Source organism: Pseudomonas sp. PAMC 25886 (genome assembly GCF_000242655.1).
In the GTDB taxonomy this organism is placed as follows: Bacteria; Pseudomonadota; Gammaproteobacteria; order Pseudomonadales; family Pseudomonadaceae; genus Aquipseudomonas.
Window position 1 is genome coordinate 161,556 of record NZ_AHHC01000081.1, and the last position, 22,967, is coordinate 184,522.

Annotated in this window: 27 protein-coding genes; 17 read left to right on the top strand and 10 right to left on the bottom strand. The window is 62.8% G+C overall.

Features of this window, described 5'->3' with window-relative positions; genetic code table 11:
- Nucleotides 1-25: 25 nt before the first annotated feature.
- The 5 genes from MUM_RS0126205 to MUM_RS1000000133590 all read left to right on the top strand — a co-directional run bounded on the left by MUM_RS0126205 (nt 26) and on the right by MUM_RS1000000133590 (nt 2,873).
- Complete coding sequence (locus MUM_RS0126205) at nt 26-589, top strand: cysteine hydrolase family protein (RefSeq protein WP_010175882.1); 564 nt, start codon at nt 26-28, stop codon at nt 587-589.
- 2 nt (nt 590-591) lie between these two features.
- Nucleotides 592-921: a hypothetical protein gene (locus MUM_RS0126210; RefSeq protein WP_010175884.1), complete on the top strand. Its 330-nt coding sequence runs from the start codon at nt 592-594 to the stop codon at nt 919-921.
- 5 nt (nt 922-926) lie between these two features.
- Nucleotides 927-2,141, top strand: coding sequence for an MFS transporter (locus tag MUM_RS0126215; protein WP_010175886.1), 1,215 nt, complete (start codon nt 927-929; stop codon nt 2,139-2,141).
- A 176-nt stretch (nt 2,142-2,317) separates the two neighbouring features.
- Entirely contained in the window at nt 2,318-2,689 is a 372-nt protein-coding gene (locus tag MUM_RS0126220) for a hypothetical protein (protein WP_010175888.1), read from the top strand.
- Nucleotides 2,690-2,693: 4 nt separating this feature from the next.
- Complete coding sequence (locus MUM_RS1000000133590; protein WP_081480132.1) at nt 2,694-2,873, top strand: DUF1289 domain-containing protein; 180 nt, start codon at nt 2,694-2,696, stop codon at nt 2,871-2,873.
- Nucleotides 2,874-2,892: 19 nt separating this feature from the next.
- On the opposite strand, the gene MUM_RS0126225 is transcribed toward MUM_RS1000000133590, so the two are convergent.
- Together MUM_RS0126225 and MUM_RS0126230 are read right to left on the bottom strand one after the other, a co-directional pair.
- On the bottom strand, nt 2,893-3,756 hold the full coding sequence (locus tag MUM_RS0126225; RefSeq protein ID WP_010175890.1) for a DNA/RNA non-specific endonuclease: 864 nt from the start codon (nt 3,754-3,756) through the stop codon (nt 2,893-2,895).
- 92 nt (nt 3,757-3,848) lie between these two features.
- Nucleotides 3,849-4,481, bottom strand: a complete 633-nt coding sequence (locus MUM_RS0126230) for a TetR/AcrR family transcriptional regulator (RefSeq protein WP_032882222.1) — start codon at nt 4,479-4,481, stop codon at nt 3,849-3,851.
- Nucleotides 4,482-4,552: 71 nt separating this feature from the next.
- On the opposite strand from MUM_RS0126230, the gene MUM_RS0126235 reads away from it, so the two are divergent.
- On the top strand, nt 4,553-5,419 hold the full coding sequence (locus tag MUM_RS0126235; RefSeq protein ID WP_010175894.1) for an aldo/keto reductase family oxidoreductase: 867 nt from the start codon (nt 4,553-4,555) through the stop codon (nt 5,417-5,419).
- 3 nt (nt 5,420-5,422) lie between these two features.
- Here MUM_RS0126235 and MUM_RS0126240 read toward each other — a convergent pair whose 3' ends face one another.
- Nucleotides 5,423-6,118 (bottom strand): tRNA (adenine(22)-N(1))-methyltransferase, encoded by a 696-nt coding sequence (locus MUM_RS0126240; RefSeq protein WP_010175896.1) that lies wholly within the window; start codon nt 6,116-6,118, stop codon nt 5,423-5,425.
- Nucleotides 6,119-6,213: 95 nt separating this feature from the next.
- On the opposite strand from MUM_RS0126240, the gene MUM_RS0126245 reads away from it, so the two are divergent.
- The 6 genes from MUM_RS0126245 to MUM_RS0126270 all read left to right on the top strand — a co-directional run bounded on the left by MUM_RS0126245 (nt 6,214) and on the right by MUM_RS0126270 (nt 11,540).
- On the top strand, nt 6,214-6,720 hold the full coding sequence (locus MUM_RS0126245) for a GNAT family N-acetyltransferase (RefSeq protein ID WP_010175898.1): 507 nt from the start codon (nt 6,214-6,216) through the stop codon (nt 6,718-6,720).
- Nucleotides 6,721-6,795: 75 nt separating this feature from the next.
- Nucleotides 6,796-7,686: a bestrophin family protein gene (locus MUM_RS0126250; RefSeq protein ID WP_010175899.1), complete on the top strand. Its 891-nt coding sequence runs from the start codon at nt 6,796-6,798 to the stop codon at nt 7,684-7,686.
- Nucleotides 7,687-7,814: 128 nt separating this feature from the next.
- Nucleotides 7,815-9,317 carry a glycine betaine/L-proline transporter ProP gene (proP, locus tag MUM_RS0126255; protein ID WP_010175902.1) on the top strand — a complete coding sequence of 501 codons (1,503 nt, stop codon included), beginning with the start codon at nt 7,815-7,817 and terminating at the stop codon, nt 9,315-9,317.
- A gap of 123 nt (nt 9,318-9,440) precedes the next feature.
- Complete coding sequence (locus MUM_RS0126260) at nt 9,441-9,869, top strand: DUF2231 domain-containing protein (protein ID WP_010175903.1); 429 nt, start codon at nt 9,441-9,443, stop codon at nt 9,867-9,869.
- A complete protein-coding gene (locus MUM_RS0126265) occupies nt 9,866-11,158 on the top strand; it encodes a PQQ-dependent sugar dehydrogenase (RefSeq protein ID WP_010175905.1) in 1,293 nt (430 codons plus the stop codon). Before MUM_RS0126260 ends, MUM_RS0126265 begins: the two co-directional genes overlap by 4 nt.
- An 82-nt stretch (nt 11,159-11,240) precedes the next feature.
- Nucleotides 11,241-11,540, top strand: coding sequence for a DUF3144 domain-containing protein (locus MUM_RS0126270; protein WP_010175907.1), 300 nt, complete (start codon nt 11,241-11,243; stop codon nt 11,538-11,540).
- Nucleotides 11,541-11,555: 15 nt separating this feature from the next.
- Here MUM_RS0126270 and MUM_RS0126275 read toward each other — a convergent pair whose 3' ends face one another.
- Both MUM_RS0126275 and MUM_RS0126280 read right to left on the bottom strand, forming a co-directional pair.
- Nucleotides 11,556-11,936, bottom strand: a complete 381-nt coding sequence (locus tag MUM_RS0126275) for a hypothetical protein (protein ID WP_010175909.1) — start codon at nt 11,934-11,936, stop codon at nt 11,556-11,558.
- A gap of 111 nt (nt 11,937-12,047) precedes the next feature.
- Nucleotides 12,048-13,271, bottom strand: coding sequence for an MFS transporter (locus MUM_RS0126280; RefSeq protein WP_010175911.1), 1,224 nt, complete (start codon nt 13,269-13,271; stop codon nt 12,048-12,050).
- 124 nt (nt 13,272-13,395) lie between these two features.
- On the opposite strand from MUM_RS0126280, the gene MUM_RS01000000132720 reads away from it, so the two are divergent.
- On the top strand, nt 13,396-14,100 hold the full coding sequence (locus tag MUM_RS01000000132720; protein WP_010175913.1) for a TetR/AcrR family transcriptional regulator: 705 nt from the start codon (nt 13,396-13,398) through the stop codon (nt 14,098-14,100).
- Here MUM_RS01000000132720 and MUM_RS0126290 read toward each other — a convergent pair.
- The 4 genes from MUM_RS0126290 to MUM_RS0126305 all read right to left on the bottom strand — a co-directional run bounded on the left by MUM_RS0126290 (nt 14,003) and on the right by MUM_RS0126305 (nt 18,042).
- On the bottom strand, nt 14,003-14,926 hold the full coding sequence (locus tag MUM_RS0126290; protein WP_010175915.1) for a LysR family transcriptional regulator: 924 nt from the start codon (nt 14,924-14,926) through the stop codon (nt 14,003-14,005). The two genes, MUM_RS01000000132720 and MUM_RS0126290, sit on opposite strands and share 98 nt — an antisense overlap.
- A 73-nt stretch (nt 14,927-14,999) precedes the next feature.
- Nucleotides 15,000-15,512, bottom strand: coding sequence for a hypothetical protein (locus MUM_RS01000000132725; protein WP_010175917.1), 513 nt, complete (start codon nt 15,510-15,512; stop codon nt 15,000-15,002).
- Nucleotides 15,513-15,608: 96 nt separating this feature from the next.
- Nucleotides 15,609-16,649 carry a hydroxyacid dehydrogenase gene (locus tag MUM_RS0126300; RefSeq protein ID WP_010175919.1) on the bottom strand — a complete coding sequence of 347 codons (1,041 nt, stop codon included), beginning with the start codon at nt 16,647-16,649 and terminating at the stop codon, nt 15,609-15,611.
- Nucleotides 16,650-16,677: 28 nt separating this feature from the next.
- On the bottom strand, nt 16,678-18,042 hold the full coding sequence (locus MUM_RS0126305) for an MFS transporter (protein WP_050543229.1): 1,365 nt from the start codon (nt 18,040-18,042) through the stop codon (nt 16,678-16,680).
- 154 nt (nt 18,043-18,196) lie between these two features.
- Between MUM_RS0126305 and MUM_RS0126310 the strand changes: the two genes are divergently transcribed.
- The gene (locus MUM_RS0126310; protein ID WP_010175923.1) at nt 18,197-19,114 is read left to right on the top strand and encodes a LysR family transcriptional regulator; all 918 of its coding nucleotides are present in this window, start codon (nt 18,197-18,199) and stop codon (nt 19,112-19,114) included.
- Nucleotides 19,107-20,000, top strand: coding sequence for a LysR family transcriptional regulator (locus MUM_RS0126315; protein WP_010175925.1), 894 nt, complete (start codon nt 19,107-19,109; stop codon nt 19,998-20,000). Before MUM_RS0126310 ends, MUM_RS0126315 begins: the two co-directional genes overlap by 8 nt.
- Here the strand turns inward: MUM_RS0126315 and MUM_RS0126320 are convergent.
- Nucleotides 19,985-20,893, bottom strand: coding sequence for a LysR family transcriptional regulator (locus tag MUM_RS0126320; protein ID WP_010175927.1), 909 nt, complete (start codon nt 20,891-20,893; stop codon nt 19,985-19,987). The two genes, MUM_RS0126315 and MUM_RS0126320, sit on opposite strands and share 16 nt — an antisense overlap.
- Before the next feature lie 116 nt (nt 20,894-21,009).
- Between MUM_RS0126320 and MUM_RS0126325 the strand changes: the two genes are divergently transcribed.
- Nucleotides 21,010-21,675, top strand: coding sequence for an RraA family protein (locus tag MUM_RS0126325; RefSeq protein ID WP_010175929.1), 666 nt, complete (start codon nt 21,010-21,012; stop codon nt 21,673-21,675).
- Nucleotides 21,676-21,686: 11 nt separating this feature from the next.
- A complete protein-coding gene (locus tag MUM_RS0126330; RefSeq protein ID WP_010175932.1) occupies nt 21,687-22,895 on the top strand; it encodes a pyridoxal phosphate-dependent aminotransferase in 1,209 nt (402 codons plus the stop codon).
- Nucleotides 22,896-22,967: the final 72 nt, after the last annotated feature.

Sequence of the window (22,967 nt, forward strand, 5' to 3'; positions counted from 1 at the left end):
ACCCCTTCCCGTTTGAGGACATTCCATGGCCGTCACCTCGCTGGATCCCAACACCGCGCTGATCATCGTGGACTTGCAAAAAGGCATCGCCGAATACCCGTTCATCCACCCCATCGGCGGTGTGGTCGAACGCTCCCGTGCACTGCTCGATGCCTTCCGTGAACGTGGCTTGCCGGTGGTGCTGGTCAACGTCACAGGCTTTGCACCCGGGCGCACCGAGCGGCCACGGCGCAGCGATGTATTTCCACCGGGATGGGCCGACCTGCTGCCTGAACTCGGTCAGCAACCCGGCGACCTTGTGGTGACCAAACGCACCTGGGGCGCCTTCGCCAGCACCGATCTTGAGGCGCGGTTGAAGGCGCTCGGCGTGACCCAAGTGGTGATCACCGGGGTGGCCACCGGCACCGGCGTCGAGTCCACCGCCCGCCAGGCCTATGAAGCGGGTTTCAACGTAACCCTGGCCATCGACGCCATGACCGATGCGAACGCCGAAGCCCACCACTACAGCCTGAACCAGATCTTTCCGAAGCTGGGCGAAACCGGTACGGCGCAACACATCATCGGCTTGCTTGAAACAAGGGGTGCGTGACGATGCAGTGGCATGAACTGGTGTCTTACTTCTTCGGCGGTGTGTTGCTCGCCAACGCGGTGCCGCATTGCGTCAGTGGCTTGATGGGCCAGTCATTCCAGACGCCATTTGCCAAGCCGCGCGGCCAAGGGCGGTCTTCCTCGACGCTGAATGTGCTCTGGGGGTTTCTCAACCTGGTGATCGGCTATGTGCTGGTCTGCCGGGTCGGCGATTTCGCGCTCGACAACACGGCGGATGTGCTCGCCCTCGGGCTCGGGGCCTTGGTGCTGAGTGTGTTCCTGGCGCAGCATTTCGGGCGCTTCAACGGTGGTAATCCCTCAAGGCCGGTGTGAGTTCGATGGGCATTTTCCGCTCGCTGCGCAGCGTCAATTACCGTATCTGGGCCGCCGGTGCCCTGGTGTCGAATATCGGCACCTGGATGCAACGCACGGCCCAGGACTGGCTGGTGCTGACCCAGCTCACGCCGCATAACGCCTCGGCCGTCGGCATCGTCATGGCGTTGCAGTTCGGGCCGCAATTGCTGTTGCTGCCCTGGACCGGCTTCGCCGCCGACCACTACGACAAGCGCAAGCTGCTGATCGTCACCCAGGGCGTGATGGGCGTGCTGGCGCTGATGCTGGGGGTGTTTACCCTGACCGGTATCGTGCAGCTGTGGCACGTGTATGCGTTCGCGTTTTTGTCGGGTTGCGCCTCGGCGTTCGACGCCCCCGTGCGGCAGATTTTCGTGGCAGACCTGGTGGGCGAAGCGGACCTGTCCAACGCCATCGCGCTCAATTCCACCTCGTTCAACATGGCCCGCATGATTGGCCCGGCCGTGGCCGGGGTGACCATCGCGTCGGTGGGCACCGGCTGGGCGTTCCTGCTCAATGGCGCGAGCTTTTTCGCGGTGCTGGCCTCGCTGTTTCTGCTGCGGGTTTCCGGCCTGCACACCCGCCTGCGGGCACTGCGCACCAAGGGCAGCCTGACCGAAGGCTTGCGCTATGTGTGGGCCCGACCGGACCTGATGGCGATCCTGATCATGCTGTTTTTGATCGGCACCTTCGGCATGAACTTCCCGATTTTCATCTCGACCATGGCCGTCACCGTGTTCCACGCCGATGCCCGGGGCTATGGCTTGCTGACGTCGACCCTGGCCATCGGCACCATCGCCGGGGCGCTGCTCGCCGCCGGTCGCGAGCGGCCGCACTTCAAGTCGCTGCTGTACGGCGCGCTGGTGTTCGGGGTGGGTTGCACGTTGGCGGCGATTGCCCCGAACTATTGGCTGTTCGCCGGGGCCCTGGTGATCATCGGCGTGGGCGCCCTGACCTTCAGCAACACCACCAACAGCCTGATGCAACTCACCACCGAACCCGCCATGCGCGGCCGGGTGATCGCCCTGCGGGTAGGCGTGGCTCTTGGCGGCACACCGATTGGTGCACCGATTGTGGGGTGGGTGGCCGACCATCTTGGCCCGCGTTGGGCGCTGGCCGTCGGCGCGGCCTCGGGCATCCTGGCCGCCGGGGTGGCGGTCTATACCATGACGCGCAAGCTGGATCGGCCAAAGAAAATCTGACAGGCAAACCCAATCCAGTGTGGGAGCTGTCGAGCCCCAGCGAGGCTGCGAAGAGGCCCTGTCAGTCGATAAAGATGTCGCCTGCCAGTCCGCCTTCGCAGCCTCGCTGAAGCTCGACAGCTCCCACCGTTGATCTCTCGGGTATCATCGCAGCCATCACCCATCCAGGAATCACCATGCCTTCAAACACACGCGACAGCGCCCGGATTGAACGTCGCCTGGTCGCGGCCCTGACCGAGGCCTGTGAAATCGCCAAGGCCGAAATCACCGGCTTCGACTGGCTGACCCACGAAGTCGACTACCTGGCCTTTGCCCGAAGCCTGGTCGTCATCTGGGTGTTCGATACACGGGCGAACCGGGAGCTGGCCCTTTCAAGCGGGCTGGACCGGCGCATGCGCGAGCTGACGGCCACGGCGCTGGAGGATGCCGGGGTGGATCGCCCTTCTTCGGACCGCTACGTGCGCTTCGACTCCGAGGAAGAATGCCACCTGCAGCATGGCGGCGATTGGCGCCTGCGCCTGCTCAAACTGTATGCCGTAAAGGGGTAAAGCCTTGGCTAAAGATATCGAGAATCCGTGCGTCTCAACCTGCCAGCTCAGTGGTGAACTGTGCGTGAGTTGTGGACGCACCAAGGACGATATTCGCAAATGGAAAAGGATGAAGCGGCCAGAGAAGATGGCCGCTGTGCAGCGAGCAATGCTGCGGTTGAAGACGTTGAAAAAGGGCAAGTGACGCACCCGGTTTCAGGCCGTCAAGTACGCCCGACAGACCCCGTCACCGGCAGATTCCCCAGCAGCTTGAGCCCGGTGGTCTTCACAAACGTCGCGTAGTCCATCGGCTTCTCGATGCGGGTTTCAGCGTTGGGCAGCACGTAGGCCCAGGCGCGCCTGGACGATACGTCGTACACCAGCTTGAACAGGCGGGTCGGCACCCAGACCTTGTTGTCGCCGATGGTGCTGTAGCCCGGGTCAAACAGCGGGCCGGTGAACACAAACACATTGCCGTCGGCGCGCTTGGCGAACTTGCGCACGTCCGCCTCGACCTTGCTCCAGATCTTGCGGTTGTTGGTGGGGTCTTGCGGCACCATGTTCGACAGCGCGAAGGATTGGGCCATGGCGTTGGTGCTCGGCGCATCGGCGGCCGGCGATTGATGGCCACGGTCCACCGCCGGGTGTTGGCCACGGTAGTCACTCAACTCGGCGCGCGCGCCCTTGGGAATGCGCGGGTCCGGGTAAAACTGGTTGGTGCGCTCCTCGCCTTTGGCGTCCTGCAACTGGCCGGCATTCAGGCGCTCGACCACCACCAGCGGGGTCTTGCTGGTTTGCGAGTACAGCACCGCGAAATTATCGGAACACAGCGCCAGGGGTTTCATGGTGGCCGGCACCGTGGCGGTGTTGATCGGTTGCGCGGCCGGGAACAGGTCGGCGCAACTGTCGAACGACGGCTTTTTCTGTTGATTTGAATAGAGGTCCAGGGCTGCGCCCTGACTGATGGAGCCCGAGCGGGAGGTGTGTTGCTGATGCGGCGTGATGAGGTCCAGCAGGCCACGGGCTTGCGCCCCGGTGGAAAGCAAAACAAGGGCCGACAGCCCAACTGCAATTTTGCGAAGGTGCATGGGTTAAATCTTCAAAGTTCGATTGCGGGGCTTATGGACCCATAGATGTGACTTTAGTGCGAAGCAGCGCTGCAAAATACCCGGAACACGGTTTACGTAAGTGACTGATAGGTTTGAAGATAAGCCCGCAGCAGCCGGATCACCTGCTGTTCCAGGCCGGCTTCATAGGCCGGCGTTGCATTGCCTTCAAGCAGCGTCCGCACCGGGCCCACCACGGCACTGATCGAGATGGCCGCGGTTAAAAACGGGTCGTCAAAACGGGCATCCGATGCCGTCCCCAACATCGCCGCCACGGCGCCCACCATCCGCTTGTTGATCCGCGCCACAAGCTCCGCACCGCCCCGCTCGGCCGCAATGGCATAGAGGGCTTTGGACGCCGTCGGGTCCATGAGCTTCACCGCCAGAAAAGCCGTGACAAACCCCGACGCCATTTCCGCCACCGTGGTGCCCTGATGTTGATCGCAGGCCTGCTCAACAGTCTCGGCCACGTGCACCAGATGCTTTTCCAGGACTGCCGCCAGGAGTGCATCGCGGTTCGGATAGTACTGATAGAGACTGCCCACCGACATGCCCGCACGCTCGGCCACGCGGGTCGTGGTGCAGCGGACCAGTCCCTGAGCCGTCAGAACCTGAAGGGTCGCCGTGTGCAGCGCCTCGACCGTCGCCGCCGAGCGCGCCTGGACCGCTGATTTTCTTGGCTTTAGGGAGGCTTTTGGAGTGCTCATGGAATGCGAATTCTAAACCTGAAGGATCCTTCATATTATAGGCTTCCTCCCGTCAAGCAAGAGCCACCGCCATGACCCACCCAGGAAACCGCAGCACCTTCACTCTCGGTGATCGCACCGTCAACCGCGTCGGTTACGGCGCCATGCAATTGGCTGGCCCCGGGGTATTTGGCCCGCCAAAAGACCGTGATGCAGCGCTCGCCGTGTTGCGCGAGGCCGTCGCCTGCGGCGTGAACCATATCGACACCAGCGACTTCTACGGACCGCACATCACCAATCAGATTATCCGCGAGGCGCTGCACCCGTATAAAGACGACCTCACGATCGTCACCAAGGTGGGCGCCTGTCGTGGCGCCGATGGCGGCTGGTTCAATGCGTCGTCGAAGGCCGAACTGACGCAGGCCGTGCATGACAACCTGCGCAACCTGGGCCTGGACGTGCTGGACGTGGTCAATGTGCGGGCCATGCACGGCGTGATGGGCACTGCCGAAGGCTCGATCGAAGAACCCCTGAGCGCCATCGCCGAGCTGCAACAACAGGGGCTGATACGCCATATCGGCATCAGCAACGTCACGCCCACCCAGGTGGCCGAAGCGCGAAAACTCGTGCGTTTCGTGTGTGTCCAGAACCTCTACAACATCGCCCATCAACACGATAACGCGCTGATCGACGAGTTGGCCCTGGAAGGCATTGCCTATGTGCCGTACTTCCCGCTGGGCGGATTCTCGCCGGTGCAGTCAGCGGTGTTGTCGAACGTTGCGCAGCGGCTTGGCGTCACACCGATGCAATTGGCGCTGGCGTGGTTGCTGCGTCGTTCGCCCAACGTCCTGCTGATTCCCGGGACATCCTCGGTCACCCATTTGCGTGAAAACCTCGCGGTGGGCGAACTGGAGCTTTCGGATGATGTGCTGGCCGAGCTGAACACCCTCGCGGGCTGACCCTCACGCCAGCAGCTCGGTAATCCACCGGGCTTGTTGCGCGACCTCTTGCACCTTGTCCTCGGGTACCGCCTGCCGCGCCTGGGCAAAGTCGTTCAGGGTCTGGTGTTTGTGGCGCAGGATGCGCTGCCACTTGAGCAGGAACTCCGGGCTGCGGGCCTGCATTTGCAGCGGGCCGAAGTACAGTTGTTCGGCGGTGTAGCTCACAGGCTCGGCGCGCTCGGCCACGATGATCTCGTAGAAGAAGCGATTCTCCCGCAGCAGTTCCTCGCAGACGATGGAGTAACCGTTTTCCATCAACCATTGCCGCAAGGGTTGCTCACCGCCGTTGGGTTGCAGGACCAGGCGCTCCTGGCCGTTGAGGCGCGCCTTGTCGCTGTCGAGGATGTCGCGGATGGTCTCGCCGCCCATGCCGCAGATACTGATCGCGGTGATCCCGTCTCCCGGCTCGATCGCCGCCAGGCCACTGGCCAGGCGCACGCTGATATAGGGCTCCAGTTCGTTCTCGCGCACCGTACGCTCGGCCGCACGAAACGGCGTCAACGCCACCTCGCCCGCCACCGCCGCCGCGATGGCGCCGCGACGCATCAACGCCACCGGCAGGTAGCCGTGGTCGGAGCCGATATCCGCCAGGCGCGCACCGGCGGGTACATGGGCTGCCACCCGCTCCAGGCGCATGGACAATGTGTGTTCGTTCAACTGCCGTTCCTTTTTGCCACGAATGGGCTCGTCTGCTCAGGATAACTGATGGGGTATGCTTGCTCACCGCACAAATTGCCAGGAAGAGGTGATCGATGACGTCATTTAAGGTTCGCGAGCTGAGCAGTACGGACACTGAAGCCTTGCTGGCCTTCGAATCCCGCAACCGTGAGTGGTTCGAGTCGCATATTGATGCACGCGAGCCTTCGTTCTATTCCGTGCAGGGTGTGGCCGAGCACATCCAGGCCTACCTGGCCGACTTCGCCCTGGGCGCCTGGCACCCGTTTGTGATCGAGGACGCCAGCGGCGAAATCGTCGGCCGCGCCAATCTGAAAAGCATCGACTCACCGAAGGGTTCTGCCGAAGTCGGTTATCGCGTGGGTGAGCAAGCATGCGGGCAAGGGCTGGCCACTCAGGCACTCAAGCATCTTATCCAGCAGGCACAGGCACGTTGGGCGCTGACGCAACTGGTGGCGTATGTATTCCCGGAAAACGTGGGCTCACAAAAAGTGCTGCAGCGCTGCGGATTCGTGGCTGAACAGCCTGCACCGGACGACCAGGCTCCTGCCGAAAAGCGCTTCGTCCTGACACTCCAGACCTGAAGACGCGAACCTTTACCCGGAAAACACCGTCCGAGCTAGGGCACTGATGCTTACCGCTCGCCACGAGGTTTCCGTTTGAAAGCTGCCATCGTCAAAAAATACCGCCTGATCATCAAGACCATGGGCTATGTGGGCTGGGCGCTGTTCTGGCTGCTGCTCTGGGATATCGCCGTCACCGTGGACTTCATGCTGTTCCTCAACAGCAAGATCAACCTGCCGCTGATGCCCCTCACGCTGCTCGGCTCGGCGCTGGTGGTGCTGATCAGTTTCCGCAACAGCAGCGCCTACAACCGCTGGTGGGAAGCGCGCACGCTGTGGGGGGCGATGGTCAACAATTCCCGCAGCTTCGCCCGGCAGGTCCTGACGTTGCTGGATGACCCGGGCCACGAGATCAACCCGATAAAAGCGACCTTGCTGCGCCGTCACGTGGCCTATGTGAACTGCCTCGCGGCGCACCTGCGAGGCCAGCCGTGCCCGGATGAGATTCGGGCGTTTCTGCCGGCCGCAGAGTTCACCCGCAGCACCACCACCAATAATTTTGCCAACGACATCCTCAACGGTTCCGCGGCCCTGCTGGCCCAGGAATACAAGGCCGGGCGCTTGGACAGCATTCGCCTGGCGCGGCTGGAGTCGACCCTGGTGGACTTGTCCAATAGCCAGGGCGGCATGGAACGTATCGCGAATACGCCGCTGCCCTACCCTTACGTGTATTTCCCGCGGCTGTTTATTTCGCTGTTCTGCCTGATCGTGCCGGTGGGCCTGGTGGAATCCCTGGGCTGGTTCACCCCGCTGGCCTCCACGGTGGTGGGCTTTATGTTGCTGGCCATCGAACGCATCGGCACCGATTTGCAAAGCCCGTTCCGGGACAGCGAGCACCAGATCCAGATGGAAGCCCTGTGCGAGACCATCGAGAAAAACCTGCAATCGATGCAGCGTGATTCCCTGGGTGGCGACCGGATCAGTTGATCCTTGCCGGGCCGATAACAAAAAAAACCGGCCAGTGGTGAATTATTCAGTGTCCGCATGTATCTGACCCATTAAGCGCATGCCACCAAAACAGTGGCATCGAAATGGACCCGCGGCTGAGTATTCCCATGAAATCACGCAAGAAAACCGTCAATCCGATTGGATTGGATGACATCACCATCGTCGACGACGCCAAGATGCGCAAGGCGATCACCGCCGCTGCGCTGGGCAATGCCATGGAATGGTTCGACTTCGGGGTGTATGGCTTTGTCGCCTATGTGCTGGGCAAGGTGTTCTTCCCCGAGGCGTCCCCCAGCGTACAGATGATCGCCGCCCTGGCGACCTTCTCGGTGCCCTTCCTGATCCGTCCGTTGGGCGGCCTGTTCTTCGGCCGACTGGGGGACAAATACGGCCGGCAAAAGGTCCTCGCGGCGACCATCGTGATCATGTCCCTGAGCACTTTCGCCATCGGGCTGATCCCCTCGTATGACTCGATCGGCATCTGGGCGCCGATCCTGTTGCTGCTGGCCAAGATGGCCCAGGGCTTCTCGGTGGGCGGCGAATACACCGGCGCCTCGATCTTCGTCGCCGAATACGCCCCGGACCGCAAGCGCGGCTTCCTCGGCAGTTGGCTGGACTTCGGTTCCATCGCCGGCTTCGTCCTCGGCGCGGGCGTGGTGGTGCTGATTTCTGCAGTGATCGGTGAAGAGGCGTTCCAGTCCTGGGGCTGGCGTTTGCCGTTCTTCCTCGCATTGCCGCTGGGCATGATCGGGCTCTACTTGCGCCATGCCCTGGAAGAAACACCGGCCTTCCAACAGCATGTGGAACAACTCGAACAAGGCGATCGCGAAGGCTTGGCGGGCGGCCCGAAAGTGTCGTTCAAGGAAGTCGCCACCAAACACTGGCGCAGCCTGATGACCTGTGTCGGCGTGGTAGTGGTGACCAACGTCACGTACTACATGCTGCTCACCTACATGCCGAGCTACCTGTCGCACAACCTGCACTACAGCGAAAACCATGGCGTGCTGATCATCATCGCGATCATGGTCGGCATGTTGTTCGTGCAGCCGATGATTGGCTTTGTCAGCGACAAGATCGGGCGCAAACCCTTCATTCTTTTCGGCAGCATTGCGCTGTTCTTCCTCGCCATTCCGGCGTTCATGCTGATCAACAGCGGCAAGCTCGGGCTGATTTTCTCGGGGCTGCTGATCATTGCGGTGGTGCTCAACTTCTTTATCGGCGTGATGGCGTCCACCCTGCCGGCGATGTTCCCCACGCACATCCGCTACAGCGCATTGGCCAGCGCTTTTAATATCTCGATCCTGGTGGCCGGCCTGACGCCGACCGCCATGGCCTGGCTGGTGGAGACCACCAACAACCTGTACATGCCCGCCTACTACCTGATGGTGTTCGCCGTGCTGGGGCTTTTCACCGCCCTGACCATGAAGGAAACCGCCAACAAACCCCTGCGCGGCGCGGCACCGGCGGCTTCGGATCTCGAGGAAGCCAAAGAACTGCTGCAGGAGCATGAAGACAATATCGAGCAGAAGATCGAAGACATCGACGCGCAAATCGCCGAGCTGGAAGCCAAGCGCGAAAACCTGGTGCAGCAGCATCCGCGCATCAACTGACGCAACATATTTAGAAACGAATAGACGGTGAACTAACGCGCAAGCCACAGGCTCCCTCCTTAAGCGCAGTCAGCGCGGCCCTGATGAACCGCATCAGGGCCGCTCAACGATAAGGAGCCGCCCGTGACCGTCACCCCCGCCCTCACCCGACGCAGCACGCCAGGCCCGCTTCACGCGACCTTGCTTGCCGGTACTGTCCCGCTGTTTCTCGGCGCCCTGCTGAGTGACATTGCCTACTACCAGACCTACCAGATCCAATGGAGCAACTTCGCCGCCTGGCTGATCGCCGGTGGCCTGGTGTTCTGCGGACTGGCGTGGCTGTTTGCGCTGGTCAACCTGTTGCGGGCCGACCGCAAGGCCGGGCGCCCTACCCTGTACTTCCTGCTATTGCTGATCACCTGGGGGCTGGGGTTGGTCAATGCCTTTGAACATGCGAAGGATGCCTGGGCGGTGATGCCGTCGGGCCTGGTGCTGTCCGCGATCGTGACCCTGCTGGCCTGCGTGACCACGTGGGTCGGGCTGACCAACCTGCGTTCGGGAGGTGACCAATGAAGCATTCCAGCGCGTTGACCCTGTTAAGCATGGCGCTGTTGTTGAGTGCCTGCGGTGGCGAAGCCGACAGCACTCAAGCCCGCGGCCCCGACCCCAAGCTGCCGGAACCCCAGCGCGGCCTGTTGCCCAGCATGAAGATTGCTGAACCGGTCGCCTGGGGCGAGCAGAAACCCACGGTGCCCGAGGGTTTCAGCATCACGGCCATCGCCACCGACCTGCGAATCCCGCGCCAGACCCTGGTGCTGCCCAACGGCGACATCCTCGTCGCCGAAGGCCGCGGCGGCAGTGCCGCGAAACTCAAGCCCAAGGACGTGATCGCCAGCGTGATCAAGGCCGAGGGCAACACCAAGGTCAAGGGCGGCAACCGCCTGACCCTGCTGCGCGATGCCGACGGTGACGGCACCTACGAGTTGAAAACCGTGTTCGCCGAAAACCTCAACGCGCCCTACGGCCTGGCCTTTGCCAACGGCAAGCTGTACGTGGCCAATCAGGATGCGCTGGTGCGTTTCGACTATGAAGACGGCCAGACCAAAGCCAGCGGCCCGCCCACCACCGTCACCGACCTGCCCGCCGCGATCAATCACCACTGGACCAAATCCCTGGCGATCAGCCCCGACGGCCGCTCGCTGTATGTGGGCATTGGGTCCAACAGCAACATCACCGAACGCGGCATGGAGGTCGAGATTGACCGGGCGATGGTCTGGCAGATCGACGCCGCCACCGGCGCCCACAAGCCTTACGCCACTGGCTTGCGCAACCCGACGGCATTGACCATTCAACCGGGCTCCGGGCAGGTGTGGGCGGTGGTCAACGAGCGGGATGAACTGGGCCCGGACCTGGTGCCGGATTACCTGACCTCGGTGCGCGAAGGCGAGTTTTACGGCTGGCCGTACAGCTACTGGGGCCAGAACGTCGACACCCGCGCCCAACCGCAGAACCCAGCCAAGGTCGCCGCCGCGATCAAACCGGATTACAGCCTCGGCTCCCACGTCGCGGCACTGGGCGTCGACTTCTCCATCCCGGCCATGGGCGAGCAGTATGCAGACGGCGTATTCGTCGGCGAGCACGGCAGCTGGAACCGGGATAATCCGGTGGGCTACAAGGTGATCTTCGTGCCGTTCAGCAATGGCCGGCCTGCGGGTGAACCGCTGGACTTCGCCACGGGCTTTCGTGGAACCGACGGCAAGACTCGCGGCCGGCCAGTGGGTGTGACTGTCGATCCAAAGGGTGCACTGATCATTGCGGATGACCTGGCCAACACGGTGTGGCGGGTGACGCGCAATAAATAAGGCCTGAAGCGGCCAACGTGGTTGCCTTCCCATGGAGCGCGGCGGTACCTTCGCCGCACTCACGAACAGGAAGGTAACCGCAATGCCAGACACCACCGACAACGGCTTCTACGATCGCGCGGACGCGCACATCGAGCTGTCCAATGAACAGTTCAGGGCGTTCGCCGACCTGGGCAAAGTCAGCGCCTCGATGATGTTTGGCACCACACGCTTCAATGCCTGGGTCAGCGCACGCAGCTTTAAATCCGGCGAAGAAATGGCCCAGGCGCGTGAGGCGATGCTGAAGTATTTCTGTGATCAGTACCGGATGATGCTTGAGGATAATCTGGATGATCACATCAATAATTTCAGCCAGTACATGCTCGTCAAGGCACCTGAATAAGCTGGCTTTCTTTCCTCAAGGCGAGGTCAGCGTAATCAGATACTGCCCCGAGGTCACGGGCTTCCCTTGGCCATCCACCAACGCGTATTGCTGCTGGTAATAGCGGTCTCCCCGGCCGCTGTCGGCGACCAGCTTCACGTTCACGGCGCTGTGATCGAGGGCCGTGACCGAGCCCACCGGTGCCACGCTGCGCACGCTGATGGCGCTGCCGCGTGCGGACGTCGGGCAATGGTTGAGCTTCATCCCGTTAGCCACGGCGAGCGGTGTGCATGACGCTTCGACGATGCTGCCGTGAAACGAGATGACACCCTGCCCCGCCGGACTCGCGGCCATGCAGGCACCGGACAGGCTGAACAACAGGCCAACATGGATTGCAGACATTCTCGTGATGCGCATGCCGATACTCCCTGGGTGATAAAGCCTATGCCCAGGGATATCGGCCGAGTGGCGGGTTATTTTAAGATTTGTCTGATGTTAGCAGCGGTTTTTCCACAGACTCTGGAAATATCAGTGCCCGCCAACTGCAGGCTTGCCGTGTGCCCTGTGCCCCGGCTTGAAGCCATGGAATCGCGCACACCACACAATCGCGAAGCCCACCGCCAGCAGCGCCAACATCGCCCATGGGAAAGAAGCCACGCCCCAGGTATCGAGCAACACTCCGCCGACCACACCACTTCCCGCAATCGCACTGTTCCAGGCCACCACGTTCAGCGACAGTGCCACGTCTGCTCCATCGCCTGCCGCGTCCGCCAATGCGGTTTGCAGCAACGTCGCAGCGCCGCCGAAACTCAAGCCCCACACCGCCACGCCGAGGTAAATCACGCCCTGCACCTGCGCCAGAAAACCGAACGCCAGGCACGTCGCCGCAAAGGCCGCCAGGCTCACCAGCACCGTGTTGCGCAGCGCTGCATCCACCAATCTGGAGGTCATCCAAATCCCGACCAGTGCCGCCACACCAAACACCAACAGCACCAGGTCCACCCGGTCCACCAACCCCGCCGGGGCCACAAACGGGGCGATGTAGGTGTAGAGAATGTTGTGGGCGAGCATCCAGGCAATCACCACCGCCAGCACCGGCCGCACGCCCGGCGTGGTCAGTACCTTGCGCAGGGGCATGCGCTGATGGGCCGACTGGCCGGGGTAGTCCGGCACCTTCACCAATACCCACACAATCAATACCAACGTCAGCGCCGACATGATGCCGAACGTCGTGCGCCAGCCCACCAGCCCGCCCAGCCAGGTGCCCAGCGGCACCCCGAGTGACAACGCAATCGGAGTTCCCACCATCGCCAGCGCCAAGGCCTTGCCCTGTTGATGCGGCGCCACCATGCGCCGCGCATACCCGGCCAACAAACTCCAGGCCAGCCCCGCCGCCATCCCGGCGAGGAACCGCGCCAGCAGCGTCAGCCCGTAGTGGGAGGACAGCGCGGTGATGGAATTGAACAGCAGAAAACCGACGATGGTCAGCAGCAGCACATTGCGCCGACGCCAGCCGCGAGTAGCGATGGTCAGCGGGATCACCGCCAGCACCGAGCCCAGCGCATAGGCGGTGACCATCTGCCCGGCCATGGACGCTGAAATCGACAGGCCGTCGCTGATCAGCGGCAACAGGCCCGCCGGCAGGGTTTCGGTGACGATGCAGATAAAGCCGGTCATGGCCAGGGCGAGCAAGGCGCCGATGGGCAAGCGGTCGGGGACGGCGTCTGCCGATAAGGTGGTTGAGGGGGTCACAGGGAAACTCCTTGAGCGAGAGGACTTAAATACCGATCGATATAAATGTTGGGCTCCGCACGCAGCGTTGTCAACGACTTATGTATCGACTAGTATTTATCTCATCACCCGAGAGGATTTCCACATGGCACAGATGGGCCGCCCCCGCACTTTCGACCGCGACCAGGCCGTGGAACAGGCCATGCACCTGTTCTGGCAGCACGGTTACGACGCGACGTCCCTGAGCCAGTTGAAAGCCGGATTGGGTGGCGGCATCTCCGCGCCGAGTTTCTACGCCGCGTTCGGCTCCAAGGACGCGCTGTTCCAGGAATGCGTGCAGCGTTATCTGGCGACGTTCGCCCAGGTCACCGAATGCTTGTGGGATGACAGCCTGCCGCCGCGCCAGGCCATCGAGACCGCGCTGCGCCAATCGGCGCGCATGCAGTGTGAAGACACCCACCCCAAGGGCTGCATGGTGGCTTTGGGCGTGATGAGCGCGCCCTCCCCCGAGAGCGCGCAAGTGACCCATGCGCTGACCCATTCGCGGGAGCGCACCCGGGCGGGCATCGTGCATTGCGTGGAGCGCGGCATCAGTGCCGGCCAGTTACCCGCCGAGACCAACGCCCGCGCGATGGCCACTGTCTACGACAGTTTTCTGCAGGGCGTGTCGATCCTCGCCCGGGATGGCGTGGAGGCCAGCGCCATCGACGCCGCAATCGGCCAGTTGATGCTGACCTGGGATGTGTCCGCCGCTACAGCGCCGCCCACTCGGCACGGTGCTCCAGCAGAAAATCGACAAACGCCCGCACCCGATGGGGCACGTAGCGGCCGTGGGGATACAGCAAGGTAAACGGCCGCGAACGTCCGCCGTAAGGCTGCAACACCTCCACCAGGCTGCCGTTGGCCAGCTCTTGCTCGACGATGAATTTGTAGGTCTGGAACAGCCCGGCGCCATGCTTGGCCAGGGTCACGCCCCCCAGCACATCGTCGGAGCAGCTGTAACCGGCCTCGCCGGCAAACTCCCGCTCCTTGCCATCGGCCTGGAACAGCCAGGAAATGCGCCGCCCATTGCTCGGCAATTCGTACTGGATGCACTCATGGGCCGGCAAATCCTCCAGGGTCTGGGGCGTGCCGGCGCGCTGCAGATACGCCGGCGATGCAACCACCACCAGCTTGGCGTCTTCGAGCAAGCGCGCGATCAGCGTCGAGTCCGGCTGGGCGCGCACGCGGATCGCCAGGTCATAGCCTTCGGCGACAAAATCGATGTTGCGGTTGCTGATGTGAATATCCACGGTGACCTGCGGGTACAGCGCGCGAAATTTCGGCAGCAGCGGCAGGATGCGGTGATGGCCGTAAGTGGTCGGGATGCTGATGCGCAACAGCCCGGACGGCACCGATTGCGCGCCCATCATTTCCTGCTGCGCTTCCACCAGTTGCGTGAGGGCCTGGCGGCATTGCTCGAAAAACGTCCGGCCGCCATCGGTCAGGCGGATGCTGCGGGTGGTGCGCACAAACAGACGGGAGCCCAGGCGCTCTTCCAGCCGCGAGATGCTGCGACTCACCGCCGCCGGGGTCACGCCCGCTATCTGGGCGGCCGCGGTAAAGCTGCTGGCCTCGGCGGCCAGGCAGAACAGCTCGATGCTGCCCAACTGCAAGTCTTCGAAATGGCGTTTCATGATTGATTACACCGGGTATCGGCTTAAGGATTATCCCTCACTGTTTACCAGCACCGGACACACAAATCCATGTTCACTCCAGGGAACTCGACTGACTGGCGATCACGATTTCCTTGAGCACCGGGAATCGCTGACGGTCGCTGAGGTAGCGCACCACATCGTCGAGCACCTGATAGGCGGGGATGCCCTTGTGGCCGTATTGCGATTCGATGCCTTGCACCCACTGGTCCCGGGGCCACAGGGGCATGTCGTCGCTGGCGCCTGCATCCTCCGGGGTGAGGAAGTCGGGGGCCAGCAACAGCGTGCGTTCGCCGGAGAACTCGGCGGCGCCCGCCAGCCTGGTGTGTTCGTCGCGAATGATCACCACGGCGCGCTCGACGGATTTGGGCGGGTTGTAGAGATCGGCGTTGGCGTAGAGCAGGAACGGGTAGACCTGGGCGTCATGGCCCAGGCGCAGGACCTGGCGAGCATCAGTGTCGTGCCTGGCGTTGGCCCCGGCCTGGAGGTCGACTTTGGTGCAACGGGTCCCCACCGTCATCCAGGCGAAGAAGATCAGCACAGTGGCGAAGGTGCTGATGCACTTCATGTCGGCAGTTCTCGTGTTTTTCAGAAGCCTATCAGCGCGGTTGCCCCCTGAAAAATATCCAGATAATGCGACTTGAATACTTTAAACATATGACGCTCAACCCCTGGCCTGGCTGAGGCGTTCACAGAACCGTTCCCACACCTCGGGGTTCAGCAGGTGCGCCGGGCGCTCGCCCCGCAGCATCAAGGCGATCTGTTGCGCCGATGACCTCGCCACATTGCGCCGCCCGCCGTGGGTGACGCCCGCCGTGTGGAAGGTGGCGACCACATTGGGCAGCGTCATCAGGGGCGCGTCCTGCGCCGGCGGCTCGCAGGCCCACACGTCGAGGCCGGCGCCACCGAGGTGGCCGTTATTCAAGGCCTGGAACAACGCCGCTTCATCATGAATACCGCCCCGGGCGGTGGAGACAAACACTGCGCCCGGCTTCATCGCCGCGAACTGTTCGGCCCCCATCAGGTGGTGAGTCGTGGCGTTCAACGGGCAGTGCAACGACACGTAGTCACTGCGCCCCAGCAACGCCTCCAGGGTCACCGGCTGTGCGCCCCGCTCGCGGATTTGTTCAGCGCTCAGGTACGGATCGTACGCCAGCACCTCCAGGCCAAAACCCTGGGCGATGCGCGCCGTGCGCCGGCCGATTTCACCGAGGCCGATCAGCCCGAAGGTGTTGCCATGGATCTCTTCGCCCATCAGGTCTTCACGGCTGAAACCGCGTTCGCGGCGCAGCTTGTTGTCGGACTCGACGATGCGCTTGACCACTGCCAGCAGCAAACCGAAGGTGTGCTCCGCCACCGAAAACGCATTGGCGCCCGCCTGGTTCACCACCGCGATGCCTGCACGGGTGCAGGCATCGACGTCCACCGTATCAAAGCCCGCGCCACCGGAAGACACGCAGAGCAGATCAGGGCACTGCGCGATCAACGCCTCGTTGACGAACCACGCCCGAGGCAGCTCGTCCTTGGCCGCCGACACATGGTAGGCATGGGCCCGGCTCAGGGCTGCCAGGGTGCGCGGGTCCTCGCCCTGATGGGCCAGCACCTGCAGCGCCAGGTTGGCCTCGCTGGAAACTAGCTCGTCAAACACGGGGCTGATCCATAAATCGAGCCGACAAACCTGCATGACGCGCGACGAATCGTTCATCCGGGATCCTTCAAAAAAAGTGAGTGGTTCAGGGTTTGGCGTGAGCCAGGGGCGATGCCAAGGGCTCGCGGTGGTCCTGCGCACGCGCAGCGGGCCGTGGTTCGATCATGGTCAGCACGGTGGCGAAGGTGATCAGCGAACACACACCCAGGAAGCCGAACACGTAGTCCCAACTGAAGCTGTCCAGCAGCAGGCCGACCACGAACGGCGCGAAGGCCCCGCCCAGCGAGCCGCCGGTATTGACGATGGAGGCGGCAAACGGCACCCGGTCCTTGGTCGCCAGGCCCATGGGGTACACGAGGAAGGTCGAGAAACCGATATTCAGCAACACGCCCGCCAGCAGGAATACTGCCGCCAGCAACGCCGGATCGCTCGGTGAATGCAGCAGCACAAACATCATCACCACCGTGGCCAGCGAACTGATCAGCATGGCCGGCTTGCGGCGCTTGTCGAAGACCCGGTCCGACAGCCAGCCACCCAGCAGGTTGCCGATCACCGCGCCCACCCACGGGGCCGACGCGACGGCGCCCATGGTGATCACCGAAAACTGTTTGACGGTGATCAGGTAGGTCGGGATCCAGGTCATGATCGAATAGGTAATGCCCACCATCATGAAATAGCCGAACGCACAGGCCCACACATTCCACGACGCCAGGATGCTTTTGTTGTCGGCCAGGGGTTTGACGTCGCGGCTGCGAATCAGCCTGTCGACCCATGCCGGCATGCGCACCATGGGCCTGGCCACCACCTGCCCGTGCACCTCGGTGCCCTGGATATGCCGCACTTCACTGGGCGATACATACGGGCTGTCCGCCGGGTCATCCTTGACCAGCCACCACCACAGCAGCGCGACAAAGAACCCCGGCACGGCAAAGAAGTAGAACACCTCGCGCCAGCCATACAGGTGCACGATCCAGGCACACAACGGCGGTACAAAGGCCGGCGCGAACTTGATCGAGGACATGAAAATACCGGTGGCCAGGCCCTTCTCGCTCGGCGGAAACCAGCGGTTGATGATCGACACGATCCCGATATTGATCGGCCCTTCCGCCGCGCCCAACAAGGCCCGCGCCAGCTTCAGTTGCAGCACGCTGCTGGTGAAGCCGATCAAGAGCGTGGCCAGTGAGGTCAGCACCAGGGAGCCGGTGAGCAGCTTGCGGATGCCGTACTTGCCGAACAGGTAGCCGGCGGGGATCTGCACGATGGCGTAGGTCAGATAAAACAGGCTGGCCAGGGCACCGATGTCGGTGTTGCTGAGGTGGTATTCCTGCTTGATGAAAGGCACCACCACACCGATGTTCGCGCGGTCGGCGCCGGCAACCATATAGGCCAGGAAAAACAGGGCCGCCACAACCCAGCGAAAGCCGCTGGCAGGCTTCGAATCCGCGTTCATTTCTTCACCGATTTTATTGGATTTATGGTCGGTAACTTCGTGAAGGGTCATTCACGCCAGTAGGCCGTGAGCCAAATAGTGCCGAGGAAATTTAAGTAGACATAGGGATATTCCGTGAACTAAAAATATTCCAAAAGCAGATGAGACAACACCTGTGGCCACCTTCAAACAGCTGGAAGCATTGATTGCCGTGGTCGATCACGGCACCTTCGAGGGTGCTGCCACGCGCCTGGGGCTGGTGCAGTCGGCGATCACCCGGCAGATCCAGGAACTGGAGCACTGGCTGGGTTTCCCGCTGTTCGACCGCAGCGGGCGCAGCGCCAAACCGACCCTGATGGCCGCCGAAGTCGTGACCCATGCCCGGCAGGTGCTGCTGCAACGCGACATCGTCAGCAGTTGCCTGATCAGCCCCGAGGTGTTGAGCCGCAAACTGCGCATCGGCATTACCGAACTGAGCGCCCTGACCTGGCTGCCGCGCCTGATCAAGGCAATTTCGACCCACTATCCCAAGGTCCGCATCGAGCCGGAAGTGGAGCTCAGCGTGCGCCTGCACGGGTTGCTGATGGCGGGCCAGGTGGACGTGATCGTGGTGCCGGATGCCTTCAGCTCGAACGGCCTGGTCAAGGTTGCGCTGGATGAGGTGCACAACAGCTGGTTCTGTGCCCCGGGCCTGCTCGATCACCAGCGGCCGCTGGCCCTGGAAGACCTGACCCGCTACACCCTGCTCACCCAAGGCAAGCTCTCAGGCTCAGGGTTGCTGGTAGACCGCTGGCTCGCCACCCGGCACGCCAGCCCCCAGGCGCATATTCCCTGCAGCAGCCTGGCCGCGCTGGTCGGCCTGACCGTCTCGGGGCTCGGCGTCACCTACCTGCCCGACTCCACCGCCGCGCCCTACCTGGCGAGCGGGCAACTGGTGCGGCTGTGTGTCGAGCCGCCGCTGCCCTCGACACCCTATGTGGCGCTCGCCCGGGCCGACAGCTACAGCCCGTTCCAGCGGCATGTCATCGAGTTGATCAGGACCCATTGCGACCTGCACCACCCCTATCAGCGGGAGGGCCTTGAGCATGATTAACCTCAAGCAGATTGAAGCGTTCTACTGGACCTTGAAACTCGGCACCTTGCAGCGTGCGGCCACGCAGTTGTTCCTCACCCAGTCGGCGGTCACCAAGCGGTTGCAGGCGCTGGAAAAACAGGCGTGCCTGCCGCTGTTCGAAGGCGCGGGGCCCAAGGCGCACTTGAGTGCCAAAGGCGCCGAATTGCTGGAGGCCTGTGAAGGGTTGATCGACAGCCTGGCCAGGCTTGACGGGCTGCGCGGAGCATCGCGGCACGCCCTGCGCACGGTGCGCATGGGGCTCACGGAACTGGTGACGGTGACCTGGTTTTCGGACTTTGCGGCGCGGGTGAAAGCGGTTCACCCGGAGGTGGCCTTGCACCCGGATGTTGACCTTTCGGCGTCGCTGCAAAGGAAGTTGCTGGATGGCGAGCTGGACCTGGTGGTGATCCCCCAGGACTACGTGACGCCGGCAATGGCGGCGATCGATTTGCAATCCGTCGAATTCACCTGGTTGGCACCAGCGGGCCTGGCGTTGCATGCGCGCTCGCTGTCCCTCAAGGAGCTCGCGCAGTGGCCCGTTATTGTCCAGGGCACGCACTCGGGGATCACCCAGCGTTGCGAGCAGTTATTTGCCCGGGCGGGGATCGAGTTCAACCGGGTGTATGGCAGCAACAGCCTGTTCGCGCTGGTGGCGTTGATCCGCGCCGGGGTCGGGGTCAGTTGCTTACCCCGAGGGCTGTTTGGTGATGAGATCCGGCGTGGCGAACTCCAGGAAATGCTCCTGGATACCCCGCCCGAGCCGGTCAACTATCAACTGGCCTTCCTCAAGCATGGCCACCTCGGCCTGACTGCCTCCCTGGCAGAGCTGGCCAGCCAGTGCGCGGCGGCTCATACAAACCGCTGAAGCAACAGCCGGGAAAAATCGCAGCATCGGCGAGCCAGTTGCGCAACGTTGCGGTTCAAACCAAGCTGGCGGTCCGAGCGGTGCAGGGCCACATAACGGATGCTCGGCAAGGCCGGCTCGGTGACCAACACCCGCAATGCCCCCGCCTCCACCAGGTGTGAAAGGCAGGCCGTAGGCAGGTAGCTCACGCCCACGCCCGACAGGGTCAGGCCCACCTGAACCAGCAGGTTATGGCTGGTCAGGGTGCGGGGCAACTGCACCTCGTGGGCCGCCAGCCAACGCTCGTAGGTCAAGCCGGTGCCCGACTGCGAGCCCTGGGTCAGCACGGTGTAGTCCGCCAGCACCCCGAGGCTGACCGGGTCGTTGTCAGGGATCAGCCCGGGCACGCACATCCAGGCATTCTCCACACTGCCCAGCGGCGTACTCAGGAACCGCGAATCACTGTAGGCATCGGGCACGATCACCAGGTCCAGTTGATCACTTTCCAGTTTGCGAAACAGCTCGCTGCTCAACTCCACCGACGGCTCGATCTGCACCTTGGGATAAGCCTCGCGCAGCGCTTCGACCAGCGCGGGCAACCAGGTCAATGCGGTCAGCTCGGTGACCCCCAGGCGAAACCTGCGCACCAGCACTTCCCGGGCGCTGACCCGTTCCAGCAAGTAGTCGCGACGCTCCAGCAGGTCCTTGCCGTAGTCGAGCAGCTCGGCGCCTTTTTCGGTCAACCGCGCATTGCGCTTGCTGCGGTCGAAGACCTGCACATCGAAGGTTTCTTCCAGCTCCTGGATGCGCTTGGAAATCGCCGACTGCGACATATTCAGCTTGTTCGCCGCGGCCTCGAAACTGCCCAACTCGGCAATCCAGTACAACGCGTCGATTTGCTTGAACGTGATCATCGGCCACCTCCCATGAGAAAAAGCGATCCTATCAGATAATAAAATATCGCTAAAACTGTATGTTCATCGCTCCTAAGATCTAGCCACAGTCCAACAAGATCAATCGGAGATACGCCATGTCCTTGCCCGGTTCCCGCATCCTGCCCAACCCGCCCCTGGCCTCTGCCGAGGTGCTTGAAGCGTTTGCCCAGGTGGTCACCCCGCACATCAGCGACAACCTCGGCCGGCACATCGGCGCCCGGGGGCTGAACCGCTACAACCGCACCGGCAAGCTGGTGGGCACCGCGCTCACGGTGAAAACCCGCCCCGGCGACAACCTGCTGATCTACAAGGCCATGAGCATGCTGCAGCCGGGCCACGTGCTGGTGGTGGACGCCCAGGGCGACACCAACAACGCCGTGATCGGCGAGCTGGTCAAGCTCTACGCCCAGCAACGCGGCTGCGTGGGGTTTGTGATTGACGGGGCGATTCGGGATGTCGCGAGCTTCGAGGACACCCCCTGCTACGCCCGCAGCGTGGTGCATTGCGGCCCTTACAAGACCGGCCCGGGCGAGGTGAATGTGCCGGTGTCCATCGGCGGCATGTTGATCAACCCGGGGGATTTGCTGGTGGGCGACGAAGACGGCCTGGTCGCCTTCTCCCAGGCCGACGCCGCCGAGGTGCTGCGCAAGGCCGCCCAACACGCCGCCCATGAAGAAGAAGTGAAAGCCGAAATCGCCACCGGTGCGGTGCGCCAGAGCTGGATGGACAAGGTGTTGAAACAGGCCGGCCTGGCGGATTGAAGGGGATCATCATGAGCACTGCATTTCTGTCGGACCGGGTGCTGGGCATTGCGCCCTCCCCGAGCATCGCGGCCAACGCGCTGGTCACCGAACTGCGCGCCCAGGGCCGGGACATCGTCAACTTCACCGTGGGCGAGCCGGACTTCGATACCCCGGCGCATATCCTCGAAGCCGCCAGCGCCGCAATGCACAGCGGCGACACTCACTACACCGCCACCACCGGCACCCTCGCCCTGCGCCAGGCCATCTGCCTCAAGCTGAAACGCGATAACCAGCTGGACTACGGCCTCGACGAAGTGGTCGCCGGCTGCGGTGGCAAACACATCATTTATCACGCCCTGGCGGCGACCCTGAATCGCGGCGATGAGGTCATTGTGCACACGCCGTATTGGGTGTCGTACCCGGACATCGCGCGGCTGAATGACGCGACGCCGGTGATCATCCCCGGCGACGAATCACTGGGTTTCAAACTCTCGCCACACGCCCTCGAACAGGCGATCACCCCGCGCAGCAAATGGGTGATCCTCAACAGCCCGAACAACCCCAGCGGCGCGGTGTACAACGAGGCCGAACTGCTCGCGCTGGCCGACGTGCTGCGCCGTCATCCCCACGTGTTGATCATGGCCGACGAGATCTACGAGCACTTCGTCTACGACGAGGCACGGCATGTATCGCTGACCCGACTCGCACCCGACTTGAAGGCGCGCACGCTGATCGTCAACGGCGCCTCCAAGGGCTACGCCATGACCGGTTGGCGCCTGGGTTTCGGGGCCGGCCCGGCCTGGCTGATCGCGGCCATTGCCACGTTGCTCTCGCAAACCACCACGTGCCCCAGCTCCCTCAGCCAGGCCGCTGCGGTGGCCGCATTCGCCGGCGACCAGGCGCCCATCGCCGGGATGCGCGAGGTGTACCAGCAACGTCGCGAACGCATGCTGAGCTTGTTGAACGACATTCCCGGCGTGACCTTCACCCCACCCGACGGCGCGTTCTACGTGTTCGCCAACGTCGCCGGGTTGATGGGTAAAACCACCGGGCACGGCGAACGGATCACCAGCGACACCCAACTGGCCGAGCACCTGCTGCGTGAACACGGCCTGGCGACGGTGAGTGGTGCGGCGTACGGCATGTCGCCGTATATCCGCCTGTCGTTTGCCAGCTCCCTTGACGTGATTGAAGAAGGTTGCCGTCGCCTGAATGAAGCGTGCCATCGATTGCGCTGACGGATTCCCGCCCCACCCGGCGGCCACGGATGGCCGCTCATTGACTGCCTAGAACAACACTCATAATCATTG